This window comes from Polaribacter dokdonensis, from assembly GCF_024362345.1.
GTDB classification, from domain to species: Bacteria; Bacteroidota; Bacteroidia; order Flavobacteriales; family Flavobacteriaceae; genus Polaribacter; species Polaribacter dokdonensis.
The window spans coordinates 997101-1015788 of record NZ_CP101505.1 but is presented as its reverse complement, the minus strand read 5'-3'; the positions used below and the strand labels follow the sequence as shown (position 1 = coordinate 1015788).

At 29.5% G+C, this 18688-nt stretch carries 20 protein-coding genes and 1 pseudogene; 18 read left to right on the top strand and 3 right to left on the bottom strand.

The annotated features are described in order from the left end of the window. Nucleotides 1–108: 108 nt before the first annotated feature. The 10 genes from LPB302_RS04740 (at nucleotide 109) to LPB302_RS04695 (ending at nucleotide 10102) form a co-directional block, all read left to right on the top strand. Entirely contained in the window at nucleotides 109–633 is a 525-nt protein-coding gene (locus LPB302_RS04740) for a P-loop nucleotide/nucleoside kinase family protein (RefSeq protein ID WP_053975168.1), read from the top strand. 151 nt (nucleotides 634–784) lie between these two features. Further along, nucleotides 785–1129: a 5-carboxymethyl-2-hydroxymuconate Delta-isomerase gene (locus LPB302_RS04735; protein ID WP_053975167.1), complete on the top strand. Its 345-nt coding sequence runs from the start codon at nucleotides 785–787 to the stop codon at nucleotides 1127–1129. A 12-nt stretch (nucleotides 1130–1141) separates the two neighbouring features. Further along, entirely contained in the window at nucleotides 1142–2386 is a 1245-nt protein-coding gene (locus tag LPB302_RS04730) for an alpha/beta hydrolase-fold protein (protein ID WP_053975166.1), read from the top strand. Nucleotides 2387–2453: 67 nt separating this feature from the next. Further along, nucleotides 2454–2813 carry a cupin domain-containing protein gene (locus tag LPB302_RS04725; RefSeq protein ID WP_053975165.1) on the top strand — a complete coding sequence of 120 codons (360 nt, stop codon included), beginning with the start codon at nucleotides 2454–2456 and terminating at the stop codon, nucleotides 2811–2813. A 149-nt stretch (nucleotides 2814–2962) separates the two neighbouring features. After that, on the top strand, nucleotides 2963–4003 hold the full coding sequence (locus LPB302_RS04720; RefSeq protein WP_074613567.1) for a helix-turn-helix domain-containing protein: 1041 nt from the start codon (nucleotides 2963–2965) through the stop codon (nucleotides 4001–4003). Nucleotides 4004–4121: 118 nt separating this feature from the next. Continuing rightward, nucleotides 4122–5246, top strand: coding sequence for a nuclear transport factor 2 family protein (locus LPB302_RS04715; RefSeq protein ID WP_053975163.1), 1125 nt, complete (start codon nucleotides 4122–4124; stop codon nucleotides 5244–5246). A 263-nt stretch (nucleotides 5247–5509) separates the two neighbouring features. After that, on the top strand, nucleotides 5510–6409 hold the full coding sequence (locus LPB302_RS04710; RefSeq protein WP_231658745.1) for a sensor histidine kinase: 900 nt from the start codon (nucleotides 5510–5512) through the stop codon (nucleotides 6407–6409). Continuing rightward, entirely contained in the window at nucleotides 6396–7118 is a 723-nt protein-coding gene (locus LPB302_RS04705; protein WP_053975161.1) for a LytR/AlgR family response regulator transcription factor, read from the top strand. Before LPB302_RS04710 ends, LPB302_RS04705 begins: the two co-directional genes overlap by 14 nt. A gap of 113 nt (nucleotides 7119–7231) precedes the next feature. Beyond that, nucleotides 7232–7855 (top strand): hypothetical protein, encoded by a 624-nt coding sequence (locus tag LPB302_RS04700; protein WP_053975160.1) that lies wholly within the window; start codon nucleotides 7232–7234, stop codon nucleotides 7853–7855. 30 nt (nucleotides 7856–7885) lie between these two features. After that, complete coding sequence (locus LPB302_RS04695) at nucleotides 7886–10102, top strand: CocE/NonD family hydrolase (RefSeq protein WP_053975159.1); 2217 nt, start codon at nucleotides 7886–7888, stop codon at nucleotides 10100–10102. Nucleotides 10103–10250: 148 nt separating this feature from the next. Here LPB302_RS04695 and LPB302_RS13960 read toward each other — a convergent pair whose 3' ends face one another. Further along, complete coding sequence (locus LPB302_RS13960) at nucleotides 10251–10439, bottom strand: LytTR family transcriptional regulator DNA-binding domain-containing protein (protein WP_082329795.1); 189 nt, start codon at nucleotides 10437–10439, stop codon at nucleotides 10251–10253. An 89-nt stretch (nucleotides 10440–10528) separates the two neighbouring features. Between LPB302_RS13960 and LPB302_RS04690 the strand changes: the two genes are divergently transcribed. From LPB302_RS04690 to LPB302_RS04660, 7 genes are all read left to right on the top strand, one after another. After that, nucleotides 10529–11131 carry a hypothetical protein gene (locus LPB302_RS04690; protein ID WP_053975158.1) on the top strand — a complete coding sequence of 201 codons (603 nt, stop codon included), beginning with the start codon at nucleotides 10529–10531 and terminating at the stop codon, nucleotides 11129–11131. Nucleotides 11132–11270: 139 nt separating this feature from the next. Next, nucleotides 11271–11954 (top strand): DUF4386 domain-containing protein, encoded by a 684-nt coding sequence (locus LPB302_RS04685; RefSeq protein WP_053975157.1) that lies wholly within the window; start codon nucleotides 11271–11273, stop codon nucleotides 11952–11954. A 62-nt stretch (nucleotides 11955–12016) separates the two neighbouring features. Beyond that, nucleotides 12017–13492 (top strand): serine hydrolase domain-containing protein, encoded by a 1476-nt coding sequence (locus LPB302_RS04680; protein ID WP_074613594.1) that lies wholly within the window; start codon nucleotides 12017–12019, stop codon nucleotides 13490–13492. Between the two features lie 231 nt (nucleotides 13493–13723). Continuing rightward, entirely contained in the window at nucleotides 13724–13900 is a 177-nt protein-coding gene (locus LPB302_RS04675; RefSeq protein WP_157593847.1) for a hypothetical protein, read from the top strand. 186 nt (nucleotides 13901–14086) lie between these two features. After that, nucleotides 14087–14677 carry a Crp/Fnr family transcriptional regulator gene (locus tag LPB302_RS04670; protein WP_053975156.1) on the top strand — a complete coding sequence of 197 codons (591 nt, stop codon included), beginning with the start codon at nucleotides 14087–14089 and terminating at the stop codon, nucleotides 14675–14677. A gap of 75 nt (nucleotides 14678–14752) precedes the next feature. Continuing rightward, the gene (locus LPB302_RS04665; RefSeq protein WP_082329794.1) at nucleotides 14753–16219 is read left to right on the top strand and encodes a nitrilase-related carbon-nitrogen hydrolase; all 1467 of its coding nucleotides are present in this window, start codon (nucleotides 14753–14755) and stop codon (nucleotides 16217–16219) included. A 215-nt stretch (nucleotides 16220–16434) separates the two neighbouring features. Next, entirely contained in the window at nucleotides 16435–16623 is a 189-nt protein-coding gene (locus LPB302_RS04660; protein ID WP_053975155.1) for a GPP34 family phosphoprotein, read from the top strand. A 24-nt stretch (nucleotides 16624–16647) separates the two neighbouring features. On the opposite strand, the gene LPB302_RS04655 is transcribed toward LPB302_RS04660, so the two are convergent. Continuing rightward, nucleotides 16648–17277: a TetR/AcrR family transcriptional regulator gene (locus LPB302_RS04655; protein WP_053975154.1), complete on the bottom strand. Its 630-nt coding sequence runs from the start codon at nucleotides 17275–17277 to the stop codon at nucleotides 16648–16650. 69 nt (nucleotides 17278–17346) lie between these two features. On the opposite strand from LPB302_RS04655, the gene LPB302_RS04650 reads away from it, so the two are divergent. Continuing rightward, nucleotides 17347–18063, top strand: coding sequence for a CPBP family intramembrane glutamic endopeptidase (locus tag LPB302_RS04650; RefSeq protein WP_053975153.1), 717 nt, complete (start codon nucleotides 17347–17349; stop codon nucleotides 18061–18063). An 8-nt stretch (nucleotides 18064–18071) separates the two neighbouring features. Here the strand turns inward: LPB302_RS04650 and LPB302_RS04645 are convergent. Continuing rightward, a pseudogene (locus tag LPB302_RS04645) lies at nucleotides 18072–18374 on the bottom strand (IS110 family transposase); the annotation flags it as partial. Between the last annotated feature and the right edge of the window lie 314 nt (nucleotides 18375–18688).

Sequence of the window (18688 nt, the reverse complement as noted above, 5' to 3'; positions counted from 1 at the left end):
TCTAGTTGGTTTTGTATTTACTAAATTAGGCACCTAAACACGCAACCAAATCACACACAAGAACCTTAGCTGCATGCATAAAAAAGAAATCTTTAAATTACAAAATCGATGAGTAAAAAATTTCATATAGTTTTTGGACGACAAGGTGCTGGTAAATCAACCTATTCAAAGAAACTAACCAAAGATATAGAAGGAGTTCATTTTTCAATTGATCAATGGATGTGGAAATTGTATGGGAAAGATATGCCCAAATCAATGAATCTAAAATGGATCATGGAAAGAGTAGATAGATGTGAACAACAAATTTGGGAAACTGCTAAAAACATTTCTGATTGTGGTGTTGAAGTTGTCCTTGATCTTGGTTTTACTAAATTCGAAAAAAGAGAATTATTCACATCTTTGGCTAAAGAACAAAATATTCCAACACAAATCCATTACATCAAAGCACCACATGATTTAAGAAAGAATAGAGTCTTAAAAAGGAATAATGAAAAAGGTGAAACATATTCATTTGAAGTAACATCTGGAATGTTTGATTTTATGGAAGGTGAATTTCAAATTCCGAGAGAAAAGGAACTAAAAAAAGCTATAATCATTGATACAGGTGAAACAGAAAATAATGAAAATAAATAAAGCATCAGCTGACAATATATTGGTATGGGTGAAGATTATTAACTGCATGCAAATAATGATTTAGCTCTGGTCAATGATAAAAAGTCACTAGAATAAAACCCAGAAAATTCTAACGTAAAAGAAATGATAAAAAATTCAAAAAAATAAAATTATGCCACATTTTGTAATTGATTGTTCTAAAAACATCCTTAAAATTAAATCACCAAATGAAATTATTAAAAAGGTTTATGACACAGCAGCATCAACAAATCTTTTTGATAAAGGTGATGTTAAAGTAAGAATTAATCCTTTTGAGTATTACACTATAGGAGACACTCAAGATGATTTTATTCATATTTTTGGGAATATAATGGAAGGACGAAATGCGTCTCAAAAAAAGAATTTATCAGAAAAAATCGTATCCGAATTAAAATTAATGTTTCCTGAAGTCCCTATTATTTCAATGAACATTAGAGATTTTGAAAGAGCAACATATTGTAACAAATCAATGATATAAAAAACAACAGCCATGAAGTCATTATACTTTTTTTTCATTTTTTGTTTTGTAAATGTGATATGTTTTGCACAAGAGAATCAATTTTTACAAAATATTGGTGTTTTAGATAGCGTATATTCCGAAAATCTAGAAGAACACAGAAAAATATATGTGCAATTACCTGAAAATTATAATCCTGATTCAAAACAAAAATACCCTGTAGTTTATGTTTTGGATGGAGAAGTGTTTTTACCAACGGTTTATAATGTGCATCGTTTTTACAGTGGTGGCTTTATGCCAGAAATGATTATTGTTGGTATTTCAAACGCTAAAAATAGGGTACGTGACTTAACAACATCAAAAGTTACAGAAATGTATGGTATGCCTTTTAAGCAAGAAAATGGAGAAGCTGCTAATTTTAGTAAATTTTTAGAGTCTGAATTAATTCCTTTTATAGAAAGTAAATATCCTGTTACTAATTTTAGAACATTAATTGGGCATTCGTATGGAGGTTTATTCACAGTTTATATACTAATTAATCATTCGCATTTATTTTCAAACTATATAGCCATAGACCCAAGTTTAGATTGGGACAATCAAAAACTTTTAAAAGAAGCTGAAGACCTATTTATAAATCAGAATTATCAGAATAAATCCTTATTCATATCATTAGGTGGTCAATTGCACATGCAGAACTCAAAAATAACGATAGATAATGTAATGCAAGATAGCACAGACTTTACCTTATTCGCACGTTCTAATATTACCTTTTCAAACATAGTCAAGCAAAACAATACTAATGGATTATTTTTTGATTGGAAATTTTATCCAAAAGATATACATGGTACAATTCCTTTTCCATCGATTAAGGATGGTTTAATTTCTCTTTTTGAATGGTTTCAAATGGAAAATACTGACAAAATAAATTCATTTGATACTCCTAAGGAAGAACTTTTTAGCATCATAAAATATAGAGAAAATAAACTCAAAAAGCATTTTGGTTACTCAGAGGCACCTTATCCTGAGGAACTTTTGAATATGTCAGGATATATGAATATGGATATGCAACAGACAGAAAAGGCAAAAATGTACCTTGAACTTGCCATTAAGTATTACCCAAATAGCGCAAATGTTTATGCTTCTATGGCAGATTATTATGAAAAAAACAAGGATTATAAAAATGCATTACATTTTGTTACAAAAGCTTTTAAAATAAGTGGTGCAGAAAATTACAAACAAAGAATTAAAGGTCTAAAAGAAAAAATTAATAGAGGTTAAGCCTAGAAAGTTCTAAAGCAGGAAAAAGTAATGATCAAAAAACTATAGAGGCTTCAACACAATTAATATGAATATAAAAAAACAACTTGAAACCATTAAAGATTACTACTCTCCTAAAATTATTGGTGAAGTAAACGATGTTTTTATAAAATTAGTTAAAATTCAGGGAAATAAAGTGCCTTGGCATCATCATAAAAATGAAGATGAATTATTTCTTATAATTAAAGGAGAACTTCTTTTTGAAATAGAAAACCAAGAGGCTTTTACAATGAAAGAGGGAGATTTGTTTATCGTGAAAAAGGGAATTAATCATAAGGTGAGTTCTAAAAAAGAATGTCACCTTATGCTTATTGAAAATAAATCTGCACTTCATACAGGGAATGTAATTAATGAGATTACAAAACCTATTAAAAATCAAATGAAATGATATTTTAAGACATAAATTTATATAATAGGAATTTGAGTGCTTTTCGATAATTTTTCTTTCAGATTTTATTTATTAAATTTAGTGTGTAAATAACATATCAATCTAAGTGCAACAACTTAAATAGTAAGTTAAAAAACTCAGTAATTAAATTGAATTTAGATAACCAATTAATATTCTTTTTTAGTGCTTTAGGTGCTTTTAACAGTGTAGTTTTAAGTATCTATTTTTTATTTTTTGATCAACATAAAAATAAATCAAACTATTTTTTAGGAGGATTATTAGCGGTTTTAAGTATTCGTGTTTGGAAATCGTTGTTCTTTTACTTTAACCCTGACTTATCTAAAATTTATTTGCAAATCGGTTTGTCTGCCTGTTTTTTTATAGGCCCTTTTCTATATTTTTATATCAAATCAAAAACTCAAGAAGTTGCTCAATCAAACAGATTATTTTACGTCCAAATTTTAGCATATTTATTGATTGTTTTGAGTATCGGTTTTTTATATCCGTATGAAAAAAACACTGAACTTTGGGGAACTTATTTTTATAAGATCATTAACTATCAGTGGTTATTGTATATCTTAATTGCTGCATTTATACTTCGAAGATCTTTCCAAAAAATGATATCAAAAAAAGAAAAACTAGGGTATGATGAAGTTTGGTCTTTAAGTGTATTTTTTGGTGTAAGTATTATTTGGCTGGCGTATTTCACTGCTGCTTATACTTCTTATATTTCTGGAGCTCTTTCGTTTTCTTTTGTATTTTACTTATCCATATTGCTGCTGTTTTACAAGAGGAAAAAGGATTTTGTTGTTGCTGTTAAAAAAGAAAAGTACTCAAATATTCAAATCGAAGAAAATGAAGTAAAACAATTGTTAGAAAAAATTACAGCGACTTTACATGAAGAAAAATTATATAAAAATGCGAACCTAACACTACCCATTTTCGCTAAAAAGCTGAATATTCGTCCACAGTTATTATCACAAGTATTGAATCATAATTTAAAGAAAAGTTTTACTCAATTCATTAATGAATATAGAGTTGAAGAGGTAAAACAACTTTTAGAAACACATCCAAATCTAAAAATTGAGATTATAGCTGAAAAATGCGGATTTAATTCCAATAGTACATTTTATACTGCTTTTAAAAAGGTAACGAACACAACTCCAGTGAAATATATTCGAAATAAATAAATGCGTAAAAATTCTTATTGTATACATCAGGAGTTTTATTGTATAATTTTGTAGCTATTTCAGTACGCTTTCATAATAGTTTTGTTGTTCATTTAAAAAAACAACAATACAAACACTTATGAAACAATTACTTTTATTCATCGGATTACTATTATTCAATACTACAGTATTTGCTCAATCAGAAGTCTCTGAAATTGAAGCTACGCTTTTAAATTATATAAACGGAACTTCTTACAACCAATCTAAACTTATTGAAAAAGCATTTTATGCAAATGCCAACTTATATTTAGAAAAAAATGACAAATCAATTTGGACGGTTCCAGCCAAAGAATACGCAAGTTGGTATAACAATAAAAATAAAGGGAAGTTTACAGGAAGAATAGGAAACATTTTATCGATTGATAATTTTGAAGGTGTTGCTACTGCAAAAGCAGAAATTATTATTCCTAGTAAAGGCTCTAGATACATTGATTTATTTCTTTTGAAAAAAATTGAAAACGAATGGAAAATTATTAGTAAAACAGCTAGTAATAAAAAAAGCAATCAAAATGGGAATAAAATTTTATTTATAGTATCTAATACCTCATTCCATGGAACATCTAAACTTCCAACAGGAAATAGTTTCTCTGAAATTGTGAATGCATATGACACTTTTAAAAAAGCTGGATTTACTGTAGACTTTGTAAGTCCAAAAGGAGGCTGTATTCCATTAGCATATATTAATACATCAAACACACTTCAAAAGAAGCTACTTTACAATGAAGACTTTATGTATGCTTTAAAACACACCAAAGAACCTAAAGATATCATTGCAAAAAATTATAAAGCGGTTCATTATATTGGAGGTGGAAGTGCCATGTATGATGTGCCTATGAACAAAGAAATTCAAAAGATATCAATGACCATTTATGAAGCGTATAATGGTATTATATCTTCTGTATGTCATGGAACAGCTGGTATTGTACATTTAAAAACAAAAGATGGCAAATATTTGGTAAAAGGAAATGTCATTAGCGGATATCCTGAAGCTTATGAAAAAGAAGGTGCTGAGTACTTTAAACAGTTTCCGTTTTTAATTCAAAAAACCATAGAAGATAGAGGAGGGGTATTTAAATATTCTCCTAGAAACTCAGAACATGTTGAGGTAAGTGGAAACATAATTACAGGCCAAAATTATTTATCCTCTAAAGGAGTTGCTTTAAAAATAATTGAGAAATTAAATCAAAAAAAAATCTATAAATAAGTACGCTTACTAGAAAATAGATGCGCTCATGTATTTATTTTTCCTATTTTAAGGCAAATTACGTTGCTTTGTAGTCTATTATGAGTTTGCACCTAAATAAAAATTTATCAAAAATACACTTATACTGGCAATGCCAATTCATAGGTTGGAGTCTAGTATCTATTTATTGGGCATATACAGTATATACAAGAGATAATTACGGTTTTTTTTACACGTTGTTAAATTATGTATTAGATATCGCAATTGGAATACTCCTAACGCATATGTATAGAATCTATGCTTTAAAAGCTGAATGGAGTAAATTACCAATAAAACAATTAATCGTAAGAGTAATTCCTAGCATACTTTTATTAGCAATTTTATATGTATTCATTAGCAATTTAAAATGGATTGTTTTCAGAACCTTTTTTGTGATAAAGAATGTTGATTTCTTTAAGTCAATGATGTTTTGGGATCCGATTTTACTCACGGGACTTCGTTTAATGTCAATTTGGGTTTTAGCCTATCACTTGTATCATTATTATCAAAAAGAAGTGGTTACTGCTAAAGAAAATGCGCAATTATCTTTAATCGCTAAACAAGCACAATTAGATAACTTATCAGCGCAATTGAATCCTCATTTTTTATTTAATTCTTTAAACTCTATTAAGTCTTTAGTCATTGAAAACCCAGATACAGCTAGAAGATCTATAGATTTGTTGTCAGATTTATTACGTTCATCCCTATATGAAAAGGAAAAAGGTTTAATTACCATTAAAGAGGAGTTGTCTTTAGTGAAAGATTATATTGAATTGGAAAAAATGCGTTTTGAAGAACGATTGCATTTAGAAATTTCTGTTGATAAAATAGTACATAATTTTAAAATACCTACTTTAAGTATTCAGTTATTGGTCGAAAATGCAATAAAACACGGAATTGATTTAATCGTTAAAGGAGGCACTATAAGTCTTATTATTAAAAAGCAAAAAGATTTTATTGAAATGATAGTTAGAAATCCTGGAACTATTGATGATACAAAAAGGGCAGGTTTGGGCTTAAAAAATTTGCAAAAGAGATTAACAATTCAATATAAAAACAAAGCTACTTTTAACTTAACTCAAACAAATACAGAAGAAGTTGAAGCAAAAATAACAATACCTTTTATAGCTGATGAAAATATTTAAAACCATAATTATTGATGATGAACGTTTGGCTAGAGAAGAAGTAAAACGCGCACTACAAAAACATAAAGAGTTTAAAATTATTGGGGAAGCAAGTCATGCAGATGAAGCCATAGAATTAATTGAAGACTTACAACCAGATATTTTGTTTTTAGACATTCATATGCCTGGAAAATCTGGGTTTGATTTATTGGAAGAATTAACAAATGTACCAGATGTTGTTTTCACAACCGCTTATGATCAATATGCTGTAAAAGCTTTTGAGATGAATGCGTTAGATTATTTAGTGAAACCTTTAAGAGACGAACGTTTTTCTAAAACTATAGAAAAAGTAAAAGTAGAATTGTCTAAAAGAGTACAATTAGAGTCTTCAATTTTACCCATACATCAAAAAATCTTTATCAAAGATGGTGAAAAATGTCATTTTATTCCCTTAACAGAGATACATTTTATTGAGTCTTTAGAAAATTATGCACGTTTGTATTTTGGTTCAGATAAAGCTATGATTAAACGCTCATTAAATTTATTAGCAGAGAAATTAGATCCTAAAGTCTTTTTTAGGGTGAATAGAAGTCAAATAATCAACATACATTACATTAAAGAGATTCATCCCTACTTTAATAATAAACTCCAAATTCTATTAACTACTGGAGAAAAAGTAGAAGTGTCTAGCAGGCAATCTGTTAAGTTTAAAAACTGGAATAGTTTATAAAAAATATCACTTGTTTTAACGTTCATTTACATTTATTTACGCTCCTGTACTTTCTCTTTAATATTGGTTACAAACATCTTTACTTTGTATTGTAATTAATTAAAACACACATCATGAATTATCTTAGAAAAAAACAAATCATACTTAAATTTTTATACTTAATCGTATTTATTGGATTATATGCTTGTGATAAAGAGTCAGCAGTTGAAGCAAAACAACCAACCTTAAAAGACTACACAGTTGGAGAAAAATGGGTTTGGAAATATAAAGGAGTAACAGACAAAGGAGAAGTACGTTCAGATGGTGAAGATGTAAGAAAAACAGTTAAAATGCCTTATGGTTTAGGAATAACAATTGGAAATGATACAGTTCCAGTTTCAGATATCGTAAAGCCTGATGAAAGTGAAACTCCAAGATACAAATGGCCTTTAAAAGTTGGTAAAAAGTGGAAATACGAGAAGAACTGGACAAGTCAAGATGGAACAACAGGAAAACAGAGTCAGAATGTAAAAATTTTATCTTACAAAGAAGAAAAAGTAGGAGCAGGAACATATATGGCTTATACCATTGAGTATAAAGGAACAATTTCCAATTCCAGAGGATATAGTGCCAGAACAGATGAAGTATGGTTGTATGCACCAAAAGTGAAAAACTTTATCAAGTTAACACAAACTCAAGATGACTTTGTGTATAATGAAGAGTTAATTGAATATACAAACTCGAATAAGAAACAATAAGATTTGTTCTTATTTTTTAAAATAAAACCAATGAAAAAATCAGTTCTAATATTATTTCTAACCTTAAATAGTATTTGTTTTTTTGGGCAAGAAATATTATTTCAGGAAGTTACTTTAACAGATTCAGTTGCTATTGAACAACAAATGAAACAGATAGCAGGATTTTGTGACACAGAAAACCTGTCTGAAATAGATATATTTAAGTTTCAGTTGATTAGAGGTGATTATAAAGAGGCATTAATTACCATCAAAAAAAGAATTAAAGAAACACCAACAGATCAAAGGCAGTATTTAGATGTTTACAAGTATTATGTCGAGGCAAAACAATCCAAGAACTTTAAAGCTGTATTTACAAAATCATATAGAAAATATGTAAAGAACTCTGATGATATACAAGTTATTAATTTAGATAAGGCATTGATATTAAGAGACCCCACTGATTATTATATTAGTAATTTTAATACTACGTATGGTAATATTAAATCAGAAAAGATATCACAAGAAATAGCTATAGATTTAGTAAAAAAATATTTTTTAAGTACGGTGTTTTCCTCAACAAGAGCAATTTATTTTAAAGAAATAAAACAAGATCATAAACGTAGGTATGCCATAAATGATAGTATTGTAATCCCTATGAAAGATGGTGCTGAGGTATCATTGGTTGTTGTAAAACGAAAAGGAAAATCATCAACTAAAAAATCAGCAATATTAGTTTCATCCATATATGCAGGAACCAATGAGGTTAGTGCTATGTTATCAGCATCTAAAGGTTATGTTGGAGTGATTGCCAATACAAGAGGAAAAAGATTGAGTAAGAGCGAAATAAAACCTTTGGAATATGAACATACAGATGTGTATGAAGTGATTGATTGGATTAGTAAACAATCGTGGTCTAATCAAAAAGTAGCTATGTTTGGTGGGAGTTATAATGGCTTTACACAATGGGCTTCTATGAAACACAAAGTGCATCCTGCTTTAAAAACAATAGTACCTATGGTTGCTATTGCTCCAGGAATTGATTACCCGATGGAAAATAATGTGTTGCATAATTATTCATACTCATGGAATTTTTATGTAACCAATAATAAATTTTTAGATTTTGAAGCGTCTAATGATTTTAATCGCTGGAATTCCTTAAAAAACACCTGGTACAAAACAGGAGTCGCATTTAACAAATTAGATAGTTTAGATGGTCAGGAAAATACATTATGGAATACTTATATGCAACATCCAAGTTATGATGAGTATTGGAAAAAAATGATTCCCTATAAACAAGAATTTGCAAAAATTGACATTCCAATTTTAACGATTACGGGTTATTATGATGATTCACAAAGAGGCGCGATGTATTACTACAATCAACATCATAAATACGCAAAAAATCCCAATCATTATGTATTGGTAGGTCCTTATGATCATTGGACAGCGCAATCGAAGCCACAAGAAAGTTTGAGGAATTACAAATTAGACAAATCCGCATTAATAAATATTGAAGAAGATCTAATTTACCAATGGTTTGATTATGTTTTAAAAGGAAAAGAAAAACCCAGTATTTTAAAAGATAAAGTCAACTTTCAAGTCATGGGAACAAATACCTGGATGCATAAACCTTCACAAAGTGCTATGACTAATGATACTCTACAGTTTCATTTAAGTTCAGAAAAAGACCATGATTTTTATGCATTAAAAACGAAATCAAATAATTCAGAGGTTTCTATGTCTATAGATTTTAAAGACAGAAAAACGATGAATAATACAGACTATTATCCATGGCCTTTAGAAAAAGACAACATCAATGTAAAAGATGGTTTAATTTTTAAATCTGAAGCGCTAAAAGAAGATATTATCCTCAATGGTTCATTTTTTGGAAACCTTAAATTTAGTATCAATAAAAAAGATGTTGATTATTCTGTAATTCTTTATCAATTAACACCAGAAGGCAACTATTTTCATTTGAGCTATTATATTGGTAGAGCAAGTTATGCTAAAGATAGAGAACAAAGAAATTTATTGATACCAAATCAAAAAACGCAAGTATCATTCAATAATTCAAAACTCATCAGTAAAAAAATACAGAAAGGAAGTAGAATTGTTGTTGTGGTTAATGTGAACAAAAATAACAATGCTCAAATAAATTATGGCACTGGCAGAGATGTAAATATAGAAAGTAGTAAAGATGCTGAAATTCCTTTGAACATCACTTTTACAGGAAATAGTAGTGTTTCTTTACCTGTGTTTAAAATTTAGTATTGCCCATTAAAAAGCTTAAGTCTAAAACCTTTGCATAAAAATTAGTCTTAAGCTTTATTACCTTTATTGTTGCTTATATTTTCGATCACATTCAAAAATTCCTCTCTGTAATTACTACTGATCGGAATTTCTTTTCCATCAATTATTACAGCATTTTTTTTACAGTTTCTATATGTTTGAAAGCTATGATATAAGATCGATGAATTCTCATAAAATACTTTTTTGGAAGCAATTCTAGTACTTCATATACTTTATAACGAGCCAAAATAGATCTATTTACAGCTTTAAACGTCACATAATTACCATCGCTTTCTATAAATTTAATATTATCAATAGATAATTGATGAAATAATCACTTTTTATCATTTGTTAATGGAAAGTAATCAGTTTGATGGCAACTTTGCATTGTAATTAATAGAACAAATGATAAAACAAATTTTAACATCAGCATTAGTAGTTTTAAGTCTGTCTCTAATGGGACAAAATGAAACAAAACATCAACTTTCAATTGAATTAGACCCTGCACCATTTATCTTAGGTGGTTATTCAGTAAGTTTAAAATACAGCCCTGATAAGACGCCAAAAATTGCATATATGGCGTCAATATATCAATCAGATTTTCCAGATGAAATGCTGACTAAGGCAAATAAGGATAAAGGTTGGAAAGATATGAAGATAAAAACAAGCTATGCAACTTTTGCGGAATTCTATCTAAACAAAGAAAGAAAAGGATTTTATTTTGGTCCCTCAGTATTTTGGTATAATAAGAGTGTAGAATTGGAAACCACAAATAGCCGAACGGAATTTAGCACTATATACCCAAATATTAGGGCAGGATACGTTTGGTATCCATTAAGGAACATAGATTTATATGTTAATCCTTGGATCAATATAGGAAGTGAAATCAATGTTGACTCAAAAAATGAAATAAACGGAATTGAATTTGAATCAAATAAATTGAACTATATTCTAGCGTTGCATATAGGGTATAGTTTTAACTTTAAAACGAATAAAGCCAGCAGGTAATCGAGTAGACGGCTAACACTAAACGTTGTGTGTAATGAAGAAGGTCACTAATTGCTGTTATTTTTAGCTTGTAACAATATCAGTTTATAGTCGCATCCATATTATCACATTACTAGTTAAATTATTAAATTCTTAAATTATGATTTATAATAACGCACAAAAAGAAATACAGAAGCAGGCCAAAGTTGTAGGGTTCACCTATTTGGTAACAACTCTAATTGGTTTTATAAATAATTTTTTGGTAAAACCTGGCTTACATAATACTGAAACATTGCTGGCATCTGAATTTCAATTTAGAATAGGTGTGATGTTAGATTTATCAATGTATTCCCTTGTCATGTGGATGGCTGTAGCACTTTATCAGCTCACAAAGTTTGTTAACAAAAATCGAGCGCTAGTCGGTTTTGTTTTTAGAACAGCGGAGGCGATTATGGGTTTTGTTATTCTACTAGTCTATTTAGCTCCTCTAATCATTTTAAAGAAAGCAGAATACTATCAGTTTAATGATGATAATCTTCATTCATTGGCCTCTGTATTTTTTAACATATACAGTATGGGCTCGAATCTTCACCTTATATTAATGAGTATTGGGGCTGTTATTTTTATGACTTTACTGCTATCTGTTGCCTACATTCCTAAATGGCTGGGTTATTGGGGAGTATTCACCTACGTTACCGTATTCTTAGGCTTTTCATTACAAATACTATTGCCAGAATTTCCTATCAAGTTTCTGATGATAGTGATGGCTCCTGGTGCGTTGTTCGAATTAATATTTGGAATATGGCTTTTGGTAAAAGGAGTAAATCAAAGCACTGTAAAATAATAGAAAACAGACAGACTGATTCATCAATCAATCAATCAATCAATCAATTAAAAAATCACAAAATGAATTTATCTATTAAAGCATTTTTTTTTACTTTCATAACTCTTTCAACATTAAGCTCTTTATCTCAAAACACTAATAAAGAGCTCTTTAATAGAATTGACACTTATTTGGAGGCAAGCTTAACAAATGGCTTTTCTGGAGTTGTTTTAGTTTCTAAAAAAGGGGAAGTTATTTTGTCTAAAGGATACGGATGGGCAGATCGTAAGAATAAAATCCCCAACTCACCAGCAACAGTTTTTAATATTGGTTCTGTAACCAAACAATTTACTGCATCAGCTATTTTAAAATTGGTAGAACAAGGAAAAATTAAAACATCAGATAAAATAAGTTCCTATTTTACTCAGACACCTATTGATAAAAGCGATATAACGATTCATCAATTATTAACACATACATCAGGAATTTCCAATAGAACTGGTGGTTTTAGATATGACGAAGCTAGTAAAGAACAGTTTCTAAATGAATTTTTTGTATCAGAATTACAATCAAAACCTGGAACAAAACATCAATACGCAAATGCCAACTATATTATGTTAACGGTTATATTAGAATCGGTTTCAGGACAAACCTATAATGCTTTTCTAAAGGAACATCTATTTGAACCTGCTCAAATGAAAAGTACAGGATATAAAAGCATCAACTTTAACACAGAAAGACTTGCACATGGCTACTACTATAATAGAGATGATGAGCAATGGGCAGATTGGGGAACAACCCAACAACATCTACCTTATACTAATAACCATTGGTATAGTATAGGTAAAGGCGATATTCATTCTACCATTGAAGATTTATATAACTGGCATGTTGCTTTAAAAAACACTGTCGTTTTAACATCAAAAACTAGAAAAATCCAAGAAACACCTTATGTAGCCGAGAATGATAAAATGACATCGTATTATGGTTATGGCTGGGTAATATCTAAAAGTGATAGAGACTCTAAAATCGTTGCTCATAATGGCAGCAATGGATTATATTTTGCAGATTTTGTGAGATTTATAGACGATGATGTAGTTGTTATCTACATCACAAATACGTTTTTAGGAAGTGAATCAGAAAACGTCGCTAGACATATAGGGAAAATGATTTTTAATACAAATTATACCCCTACCCCAATTTCAAAAAACATTTATGAATTGATTCATGAATTTATGAAAACCAATCCACCTACAAATGCAGAAAAATTACCAGATTTTTTACAGAAAGAACTTAATAATGAATTTAACGACCATGCAATATTAAATCGGCTAGGATATAGCAGATTGAAAAAAGAAGACAAACCTGCTTGGGCATTAGAATTATTTAAACTGAATGTGAAATTATTTCCTAAAGATGGCAATTTATGGGATTCGCTTGGTGAAGCTTACTTAAAATATGATAAAAAAGAAGAAGCTATAAAGAGTTATACAAAAGCTGTAGAATTAGGTAGTGAAGGGTCAATAAAAATATTGAATGAATTGTTAAAAAAAAACTAAAGTAAAAAAACTGTTGCAAAGCCGTATATAATTTGTTGTTAGTTCTAGCCTACTTACGAAAATCCTCACGGATTTTCTAATCGGTTTGTATTTGCTAAATTACTTACATAACCACGCAACAAACCAAATGCTAAAACATTATTGTCATCAATTGTTTTTCACAACAAAAATGAAAAGTTAAAAAGGTTAATGGTATTGAGATTTATTTGTTAGCAGAAACCTGTTTATGTGATGAGTAAGCCAATCTCTGACTACGAATACATAAAAACCATTAAAGGTGGGATAAAATGGAAATCTGTATTAACTGCAGGATTACTAAATAATAGTATTGAAGAAGACTTACTGAAATTTAAAAATAAAATGAATGTAGATTCCAAGAAAAAACAAATGTCAGCAATTATTTACTAACGTGGAAAAAGTGTAGATGAAATAAAATTAGCTAAATAAAAAATAAATAGATTTTTAGATGCACCTAATTCAAAGCCCCCACTCTTTTTTCGGTGCTATCTATTTTCTATTCGTTTAATATATGTTAACTTCGCCTTTAGCCAGCATGAGAGTTGTTCAGCATGTTGTAATGTTCAAAAGGTAGTTATGAATTTTAATCAGATAAAAGAAAACACTAAATCCATAATTAACAAATTTTCCTCTGTATCGGATAGATCTCTAGATCTAGTTAGCAAATTGATAGAAATTGAAGTTTATGAAAAGGGGGATGTTTTTATTGATAAAGGAAAAAATAATAATAGCGAATATTTTGTCTTTGAAGGTATATGCCGTAGTTTTTTATTAAATCCAGATGGAGAAGAAGTAACAATCTCTTTTTTTCTTGATGATGGAGTGCTCTCTCCAAATAAAACTAGAACAGCTAATCAAATATCTCAACTCAACTTTCAAGCGCTTACAAAGATAACCTTAGCCAGTTTCAACGCAGACAAGTTTGAGCAGCTGATGATAAATCACATTGACATCCGTGAGTTTGGAAATATGGTTTTACAAAATGAACTCCTTACAAAAGTTGAAAAAGAAATTGGTCTAGCTTCATTCACTGCCAAAGAAAGACTCATTTTTTTTAGAGAAAAATATCACTTTTTAGAAAACCTTATCTCCCACGTAGATATTGCATCATATTTAGGTATTACAAATGTATCTTTAAGCAGACTTCGTAAAGATCTTACATCATAAATAGTATCTTTTAACAAATGTTAATTGGTTTATAATCAATGTTATCAATCTTTGTAGTCAATAAAACAAAGAAAGATGAAGAACTTTTCAAGTACCACCAAACAAGGATTTAATATCAATAAAATTAATCCACTATGGTTTCTCGCAATTGGAGTAGCTACCATGACCTTAACTCACATGACCTTTAGTATTGAAGTCATGGCTTGGGTTTCAAGTGTTCCATTTTTAATTTATCTAAGTTTCACAAAAGGCTGGAAGTCAAGATTAACCTTTTTTCTCGCTTTGGTTTTGGCTTGGTCCTTTGTTGTAACAAAGATTATTAGCGATCCAATTCCACTGGCGATGGTAATTCTTTACTCGATTCCAATTAGTATATTTCACCTGCCTGGTTACTTAATCTGGAGTAAATTTAAAAATCAAAAATACGCGCTGTTTTTATTTCCTGCTATTATGATCATAATGGAATGGATTCAATACACCTTTACACCTCTTGCCAGTTGGGGAGTAGCTGCATATACCATGCACGATAATGTATCGCTTATTCAAACAGTATCGCTGTTTGGTATGGCTGGTCTAAGCTTTCTGATTTATTGGGTTAACGTCTCAATTACCAATATTATCATCAAACGAAAAACAGCTATCTCAACATTTCAGCTTCCGTTAATTATGTTGTTTATTTTCATTTTTTTTGGCTCCATTCGATACGATATGAGCAAAGCAAATGGCAGTGATACTATAACCGTAGCAGCAGTTGGAACAGACTCGAAGGCAAGTGGTTTACCATTGCCAACTGGGGTAAGAACTGAACAGACTAAAACCGCATTATTTAAACGAACCAGAACTGCAGCGGAAGGTGGTGCTAAAATAATATCGTGGAACGAAGCTGCTATATTTATAATGCCAGAAGTTGAGAAGGAATGGATTAACTCTATTAAAGAACTAGCTGCTGAACTCAATATCACTTTGGTCGCTTCTTATGTGTTACCGATTTCACAATCTCCTTTGAGGTATGAGAACAAGTATCAGTTTATCGATTCGTCAGGAAACATTATACATACATATCTCAAGCATCAACCTGTACCTGGAGAACCTGCAGTGCAGGGAAAGTCACCTTTAAAAGTTGCTGATATAAAAGGAACAAAAGTAGCAGCCGCAATTTGCTATGATTATGATTTTCCATATCTGGCAAAAGGATATGAGGAATTAGGAGCTGATATAGTTTTTGTTCCATCTAGTGATTGGAGGGGTATTGACCCTTTGCATACTGAAATGGCTGCATTTAGAGCTGTCGAACAAGGCCATTCTGTTCTGCGTTCAACACGATTTGGTCTTTCAGCTGCAATAACACCTTATGGTGAGATGGTTTCACAAATGAGCAGTTTTGATAAAAATGATAAAATTATGTATGCAACATTACCCACTAAACGTGTTACTACATTATATGCTATTATTAAAGATGTTATTGTTTATCTGTCCTTTGGTTTTTTAGTGTTTTTTACAATAATTTCAATACGATTAAAAAATACAAAACATTCTATTTAAGAATTAAAAAACTATCCGTTGGGTAGGTTCTTGAAAAAAGCTACTCATAAAAACATTACTATTTTTATGGAAAACAGTTAAAAATTGGAAGGTTTCTAAATGAAATTTAGTAGACTAATAAATTTTAGACTATCGAATCTCTAAATTAAAAAACTAACAATTTGAATGTAACAATTTTAGATTTAGAACTACTAATAAATTAAACAACTTACGTTATGACTGATTTAAATTTGATAGATAAATACCTGCTACTAGCATTAGATGATGAAAAAGGAAAATTTAATTCAGGCCCTTTTGCTTTAACCTATGGACTTTCTGGAGCAATATTTTTAGAACTTTCCTTAAGAGAGAGTATCTCTATAGTTGACAAAAAAGTAGTTGACTGTAAGTTAAAAACCGCATAAAGATAATAATTGAAAAAAACAGATTTATCTTTTATTAGAATCTATAATTTTATAAAATTCTTTCTTTCCTTTTACAGTAAGATAAGGATAAAGAATACTTAATAAAGTATTTGCTTTTTTTTCTATTATACTCTCATTAATTCTCCCTCCATATAATACGGTAGAATACAACCAAGTATTACTATAAACAATCATTTGTTCGGCAAGATTTTGGCATTCCCAATCCAGTATAGATACTTTCATTAATTTATTCTTTTTTAATTGAGTAAATAAAAAGATATAACTCTCAAATCGTGCATCATATATTTTATGAAAATGTGTTTTTATATTATCATTTAAATTTATGATATTAAATAAGTCTGTCCAGAAAAATTGATAATCAATCATTCGCTTCATCGTTAACTTAATCTCAATTTTTATTTGATTTATAGAAACTTCCATCTTAGGGAAATTTAAGAGTCTATAGTCAAATTCTTTTGTCATTTCAAAATATAAAGCCTCCAAAATTTCTTCACGTTTTTTAAAATGATAATTTAAATTCCCTGAACTCATCTTTAATGATTTTGCAATCATTCTAATAGTTACTGAACTATAAGATTGCTCATTAAATAAGTGCCTTGAATTATCCAATATTTTTTCTTTTGTCGATTTCATTAGTAAACTTGTCCTAATTTAAATTATTATTAGTAAATTTGTCCTAAAATTACAAAAAAAAACAATTAGATGAATAATATAGAACAACAAAAGAAATCTTTTAATATTAAAATTCTTTTAGAAATAGCAATTGTATTCCTTACAATATTGAGCATAAAATACCTTGCAGATTATTTCAACTTGATTGGTGCTGGCTCAATAGCAATTTGGTGCGGAATTATAGTTAGTACAGTTTTAATGAAACAAAAAAAACTAAAATGGAAAGAATTTGGATTTCAGTTTCCAATAGGCATAAAAAATTGGTTGATTAATATATTAATAGCAATTGGAATTGTAACACTAGTATTTTCAATTATGGGATTCATAGTGAAACCAACATTGGAAAGTTTCGGTCTAACGAATCCAGCAGATGTAGCAGATAGATTTGCCTTTTTTATGGGAAAACCTCTTGTGTTTATAGTCTACCTAATTACAGTTGTTTGGTTTGGTGCAGCGTTAGGTGAAGAATTGTTATTTCGCGGATATTTACTAAATAGATTGATCGATTTTACTGGAAATAATAAATTGGGAATAATTATAGCATTAATTATTCATACTATAATATTTGGAATGCTACATATTTACCAAGGACTAGCAGGTGTTATTGCTACTGGTTGTATTGCCCTAATATTTGGTTCAGTCTATTTTATAATTAAGCGAAAACTTTTTCCTATAATAATTGCACATGGAATTATTAACTCTCTTAGTCTTATTGGATTATATCTAAATGATGGCGTTATAAGTTAGAGATAAAGAATTGACTTTACATCACCCTTATCTGTCTTTACTTTTGCTAATTTCATTTGTATAAAACGCTTTATAGATAAAGGGTTTACTACAGAAACTACAAAACCTTGATGATAGAGATATTGAGCAAACCTGTAATGATAATAACCTGTAGCTTCCATAACTATTAAGCTATCTTTACTTAATAATTTTTGAAAATTCTTAAAACCTGATTCTGTATTTTTAAACTGTAAATGACCTTGAGTACTGCCATAAACATCAAAAACATCTTTGCTGATGTCAATTCCAAAAGTTTCACTATATTTATTCATAAGTAAATTATTTATGAAAGAATAAGCTACTTATACTCACAACAACTTAAAATCGAGATCTAGGTCTCACAGAACTGAACGTGATATAAAGTAGAAAAGAGAGAGGATTATCAGTGTTGTCGAAGTCGTAAGCTTCACCGTATATATTAACCTTAATTCTCTCTTTTATTCTTTCTGATTAAACATCAAATTTATTAAAAGACAAACTTAAGACGTATATAAAAAATGCTCAAGATTTGGCTATCTTTGAGTTCAACCCTATTTTTAAAAAAACAATCACGTTTGAAAGATATGTGCATTTAGTCAATCGCACT

Bases quoted from the DNA above. Each gene is read 5' to 3' on its own strand.
- LPB302_RS04660 (WP_053975155.1), top strand. From the start codon at position 16,435: ATGACTGATTTAAATTTGATAGATAAATACCTGCTACTAGCATTAGAT.
- LPB302_RS04730 (WP_053975166.1), top strand. From the start codon at position 1,142: ATGAAGTCATTATACTTTTTTTTCATTTTTTGTTTTGTAAATGTGATA.
- LPB302_RS04715 (WP_053975163.1), top strand. From the start codon at position 4,122: ATGAAACAATTACTTTTATTCATCGGATTACTATTATTCAATACTACA.
- LPB302_RS04705 (WP_053975161.1), top strand. From the start codon at position 6,396: ATGAAAATATTTAAAACCATAATTATTGATGATGAACGTTTGGCTAGA.
- LPB302_RS04650 (WP_053975153.1), top strand. From the start codon at position 17,347: ATGAATAATATAGAACAACAAAAGAAATCTTTTAATATTAAAATTCTT.
- LPB302_RS04685 (WP_053975157.1), top strand. From the start codon at position 11,271: ATGATTTATAATAACGCACAAAAAGAAATACAGAAGCAGGCCAAAGTT.
- LPB302_RS04710 (WP_231658745.1), top strand. From the start codon at position 5,510: ATGTATAGAATCTATGCTTTAAAAGCTGAATGGAGTAAATTACCAATA.
- LPB302_RS04670 (WP_053975156.1), top strand. From the start codon at position 14,087: ATGAATTTTAATCAGATAAAAGAAAACACTAAATCCATAATTAACAAA.
- LPB302_RS04740 (WP_053975168.1), top strand. From the start codon at position 109: ATGAGTAAAAAATTTCATATAGTTTTTGGACGACAAGGTGCTGGTAAA.
- LPB302_RS04690 (WP_053975158.1), top strand. From the start codon at position 10,529: ATGATAAAACAAATTTTAACATCAGCATTAGTAGTTTTAAGTCTGTCT.
- LPB302_RS04725 (WP_053975165.1), top strand. From the start codon at position 2,454: ATGAATATAAAAAAACAACTTGAAACCATTAAAGATTACTACTCTCCT.
- LPB302_RS04680 (WP_074613594.1), top strand. From the start codon at position 12,017: ATGAATTTATCTATTAAAGCATTTTTTTTTACTTTCATAACTCTTTCA.
- LPB302_RS04695 (WP_053975159.1), top strand. From the start codon at position 7,886: ATGAAAAAATCAGTTCTAATATTATTTCTAACCTTAAATAGTATTTGT.
- LPB302_RS04655 (WP_053975154.1), bottom strand. From the start codon at position 17,277: ATGAAATCGACAAAAGAAAAAATATTGGATAATTCAAGGCACTTATTT.
- LPB302_RS04735 (WP_053975167.1), top strand. From the start codon at position 785: ATGCCACATTTTGTAATTGATTGTTCTAAAAACATCCTTAAAATTAAA.
- LPB302_RS04675 (WP_157593847.1), top strand. From the start codon at position 13,724: ATGAGTAAGCCAATCTCTGACTACGAATACATAAAAACCATTAAAGGT.
- LPB302_RS04665 (WP_082329794.1), top strand. From the start codon at position 14,753: ATGAAGAACTTTTCAAGTACCACCAAACAAGGATTTAATATCAATAAA.
- LPB302_RS04700 (WP_053975160.1), top strand. From the start codon at position 7,232: ATGAATTATCTTAGAAAAAAACAAATCATACTTAAATTTTTATACTTA.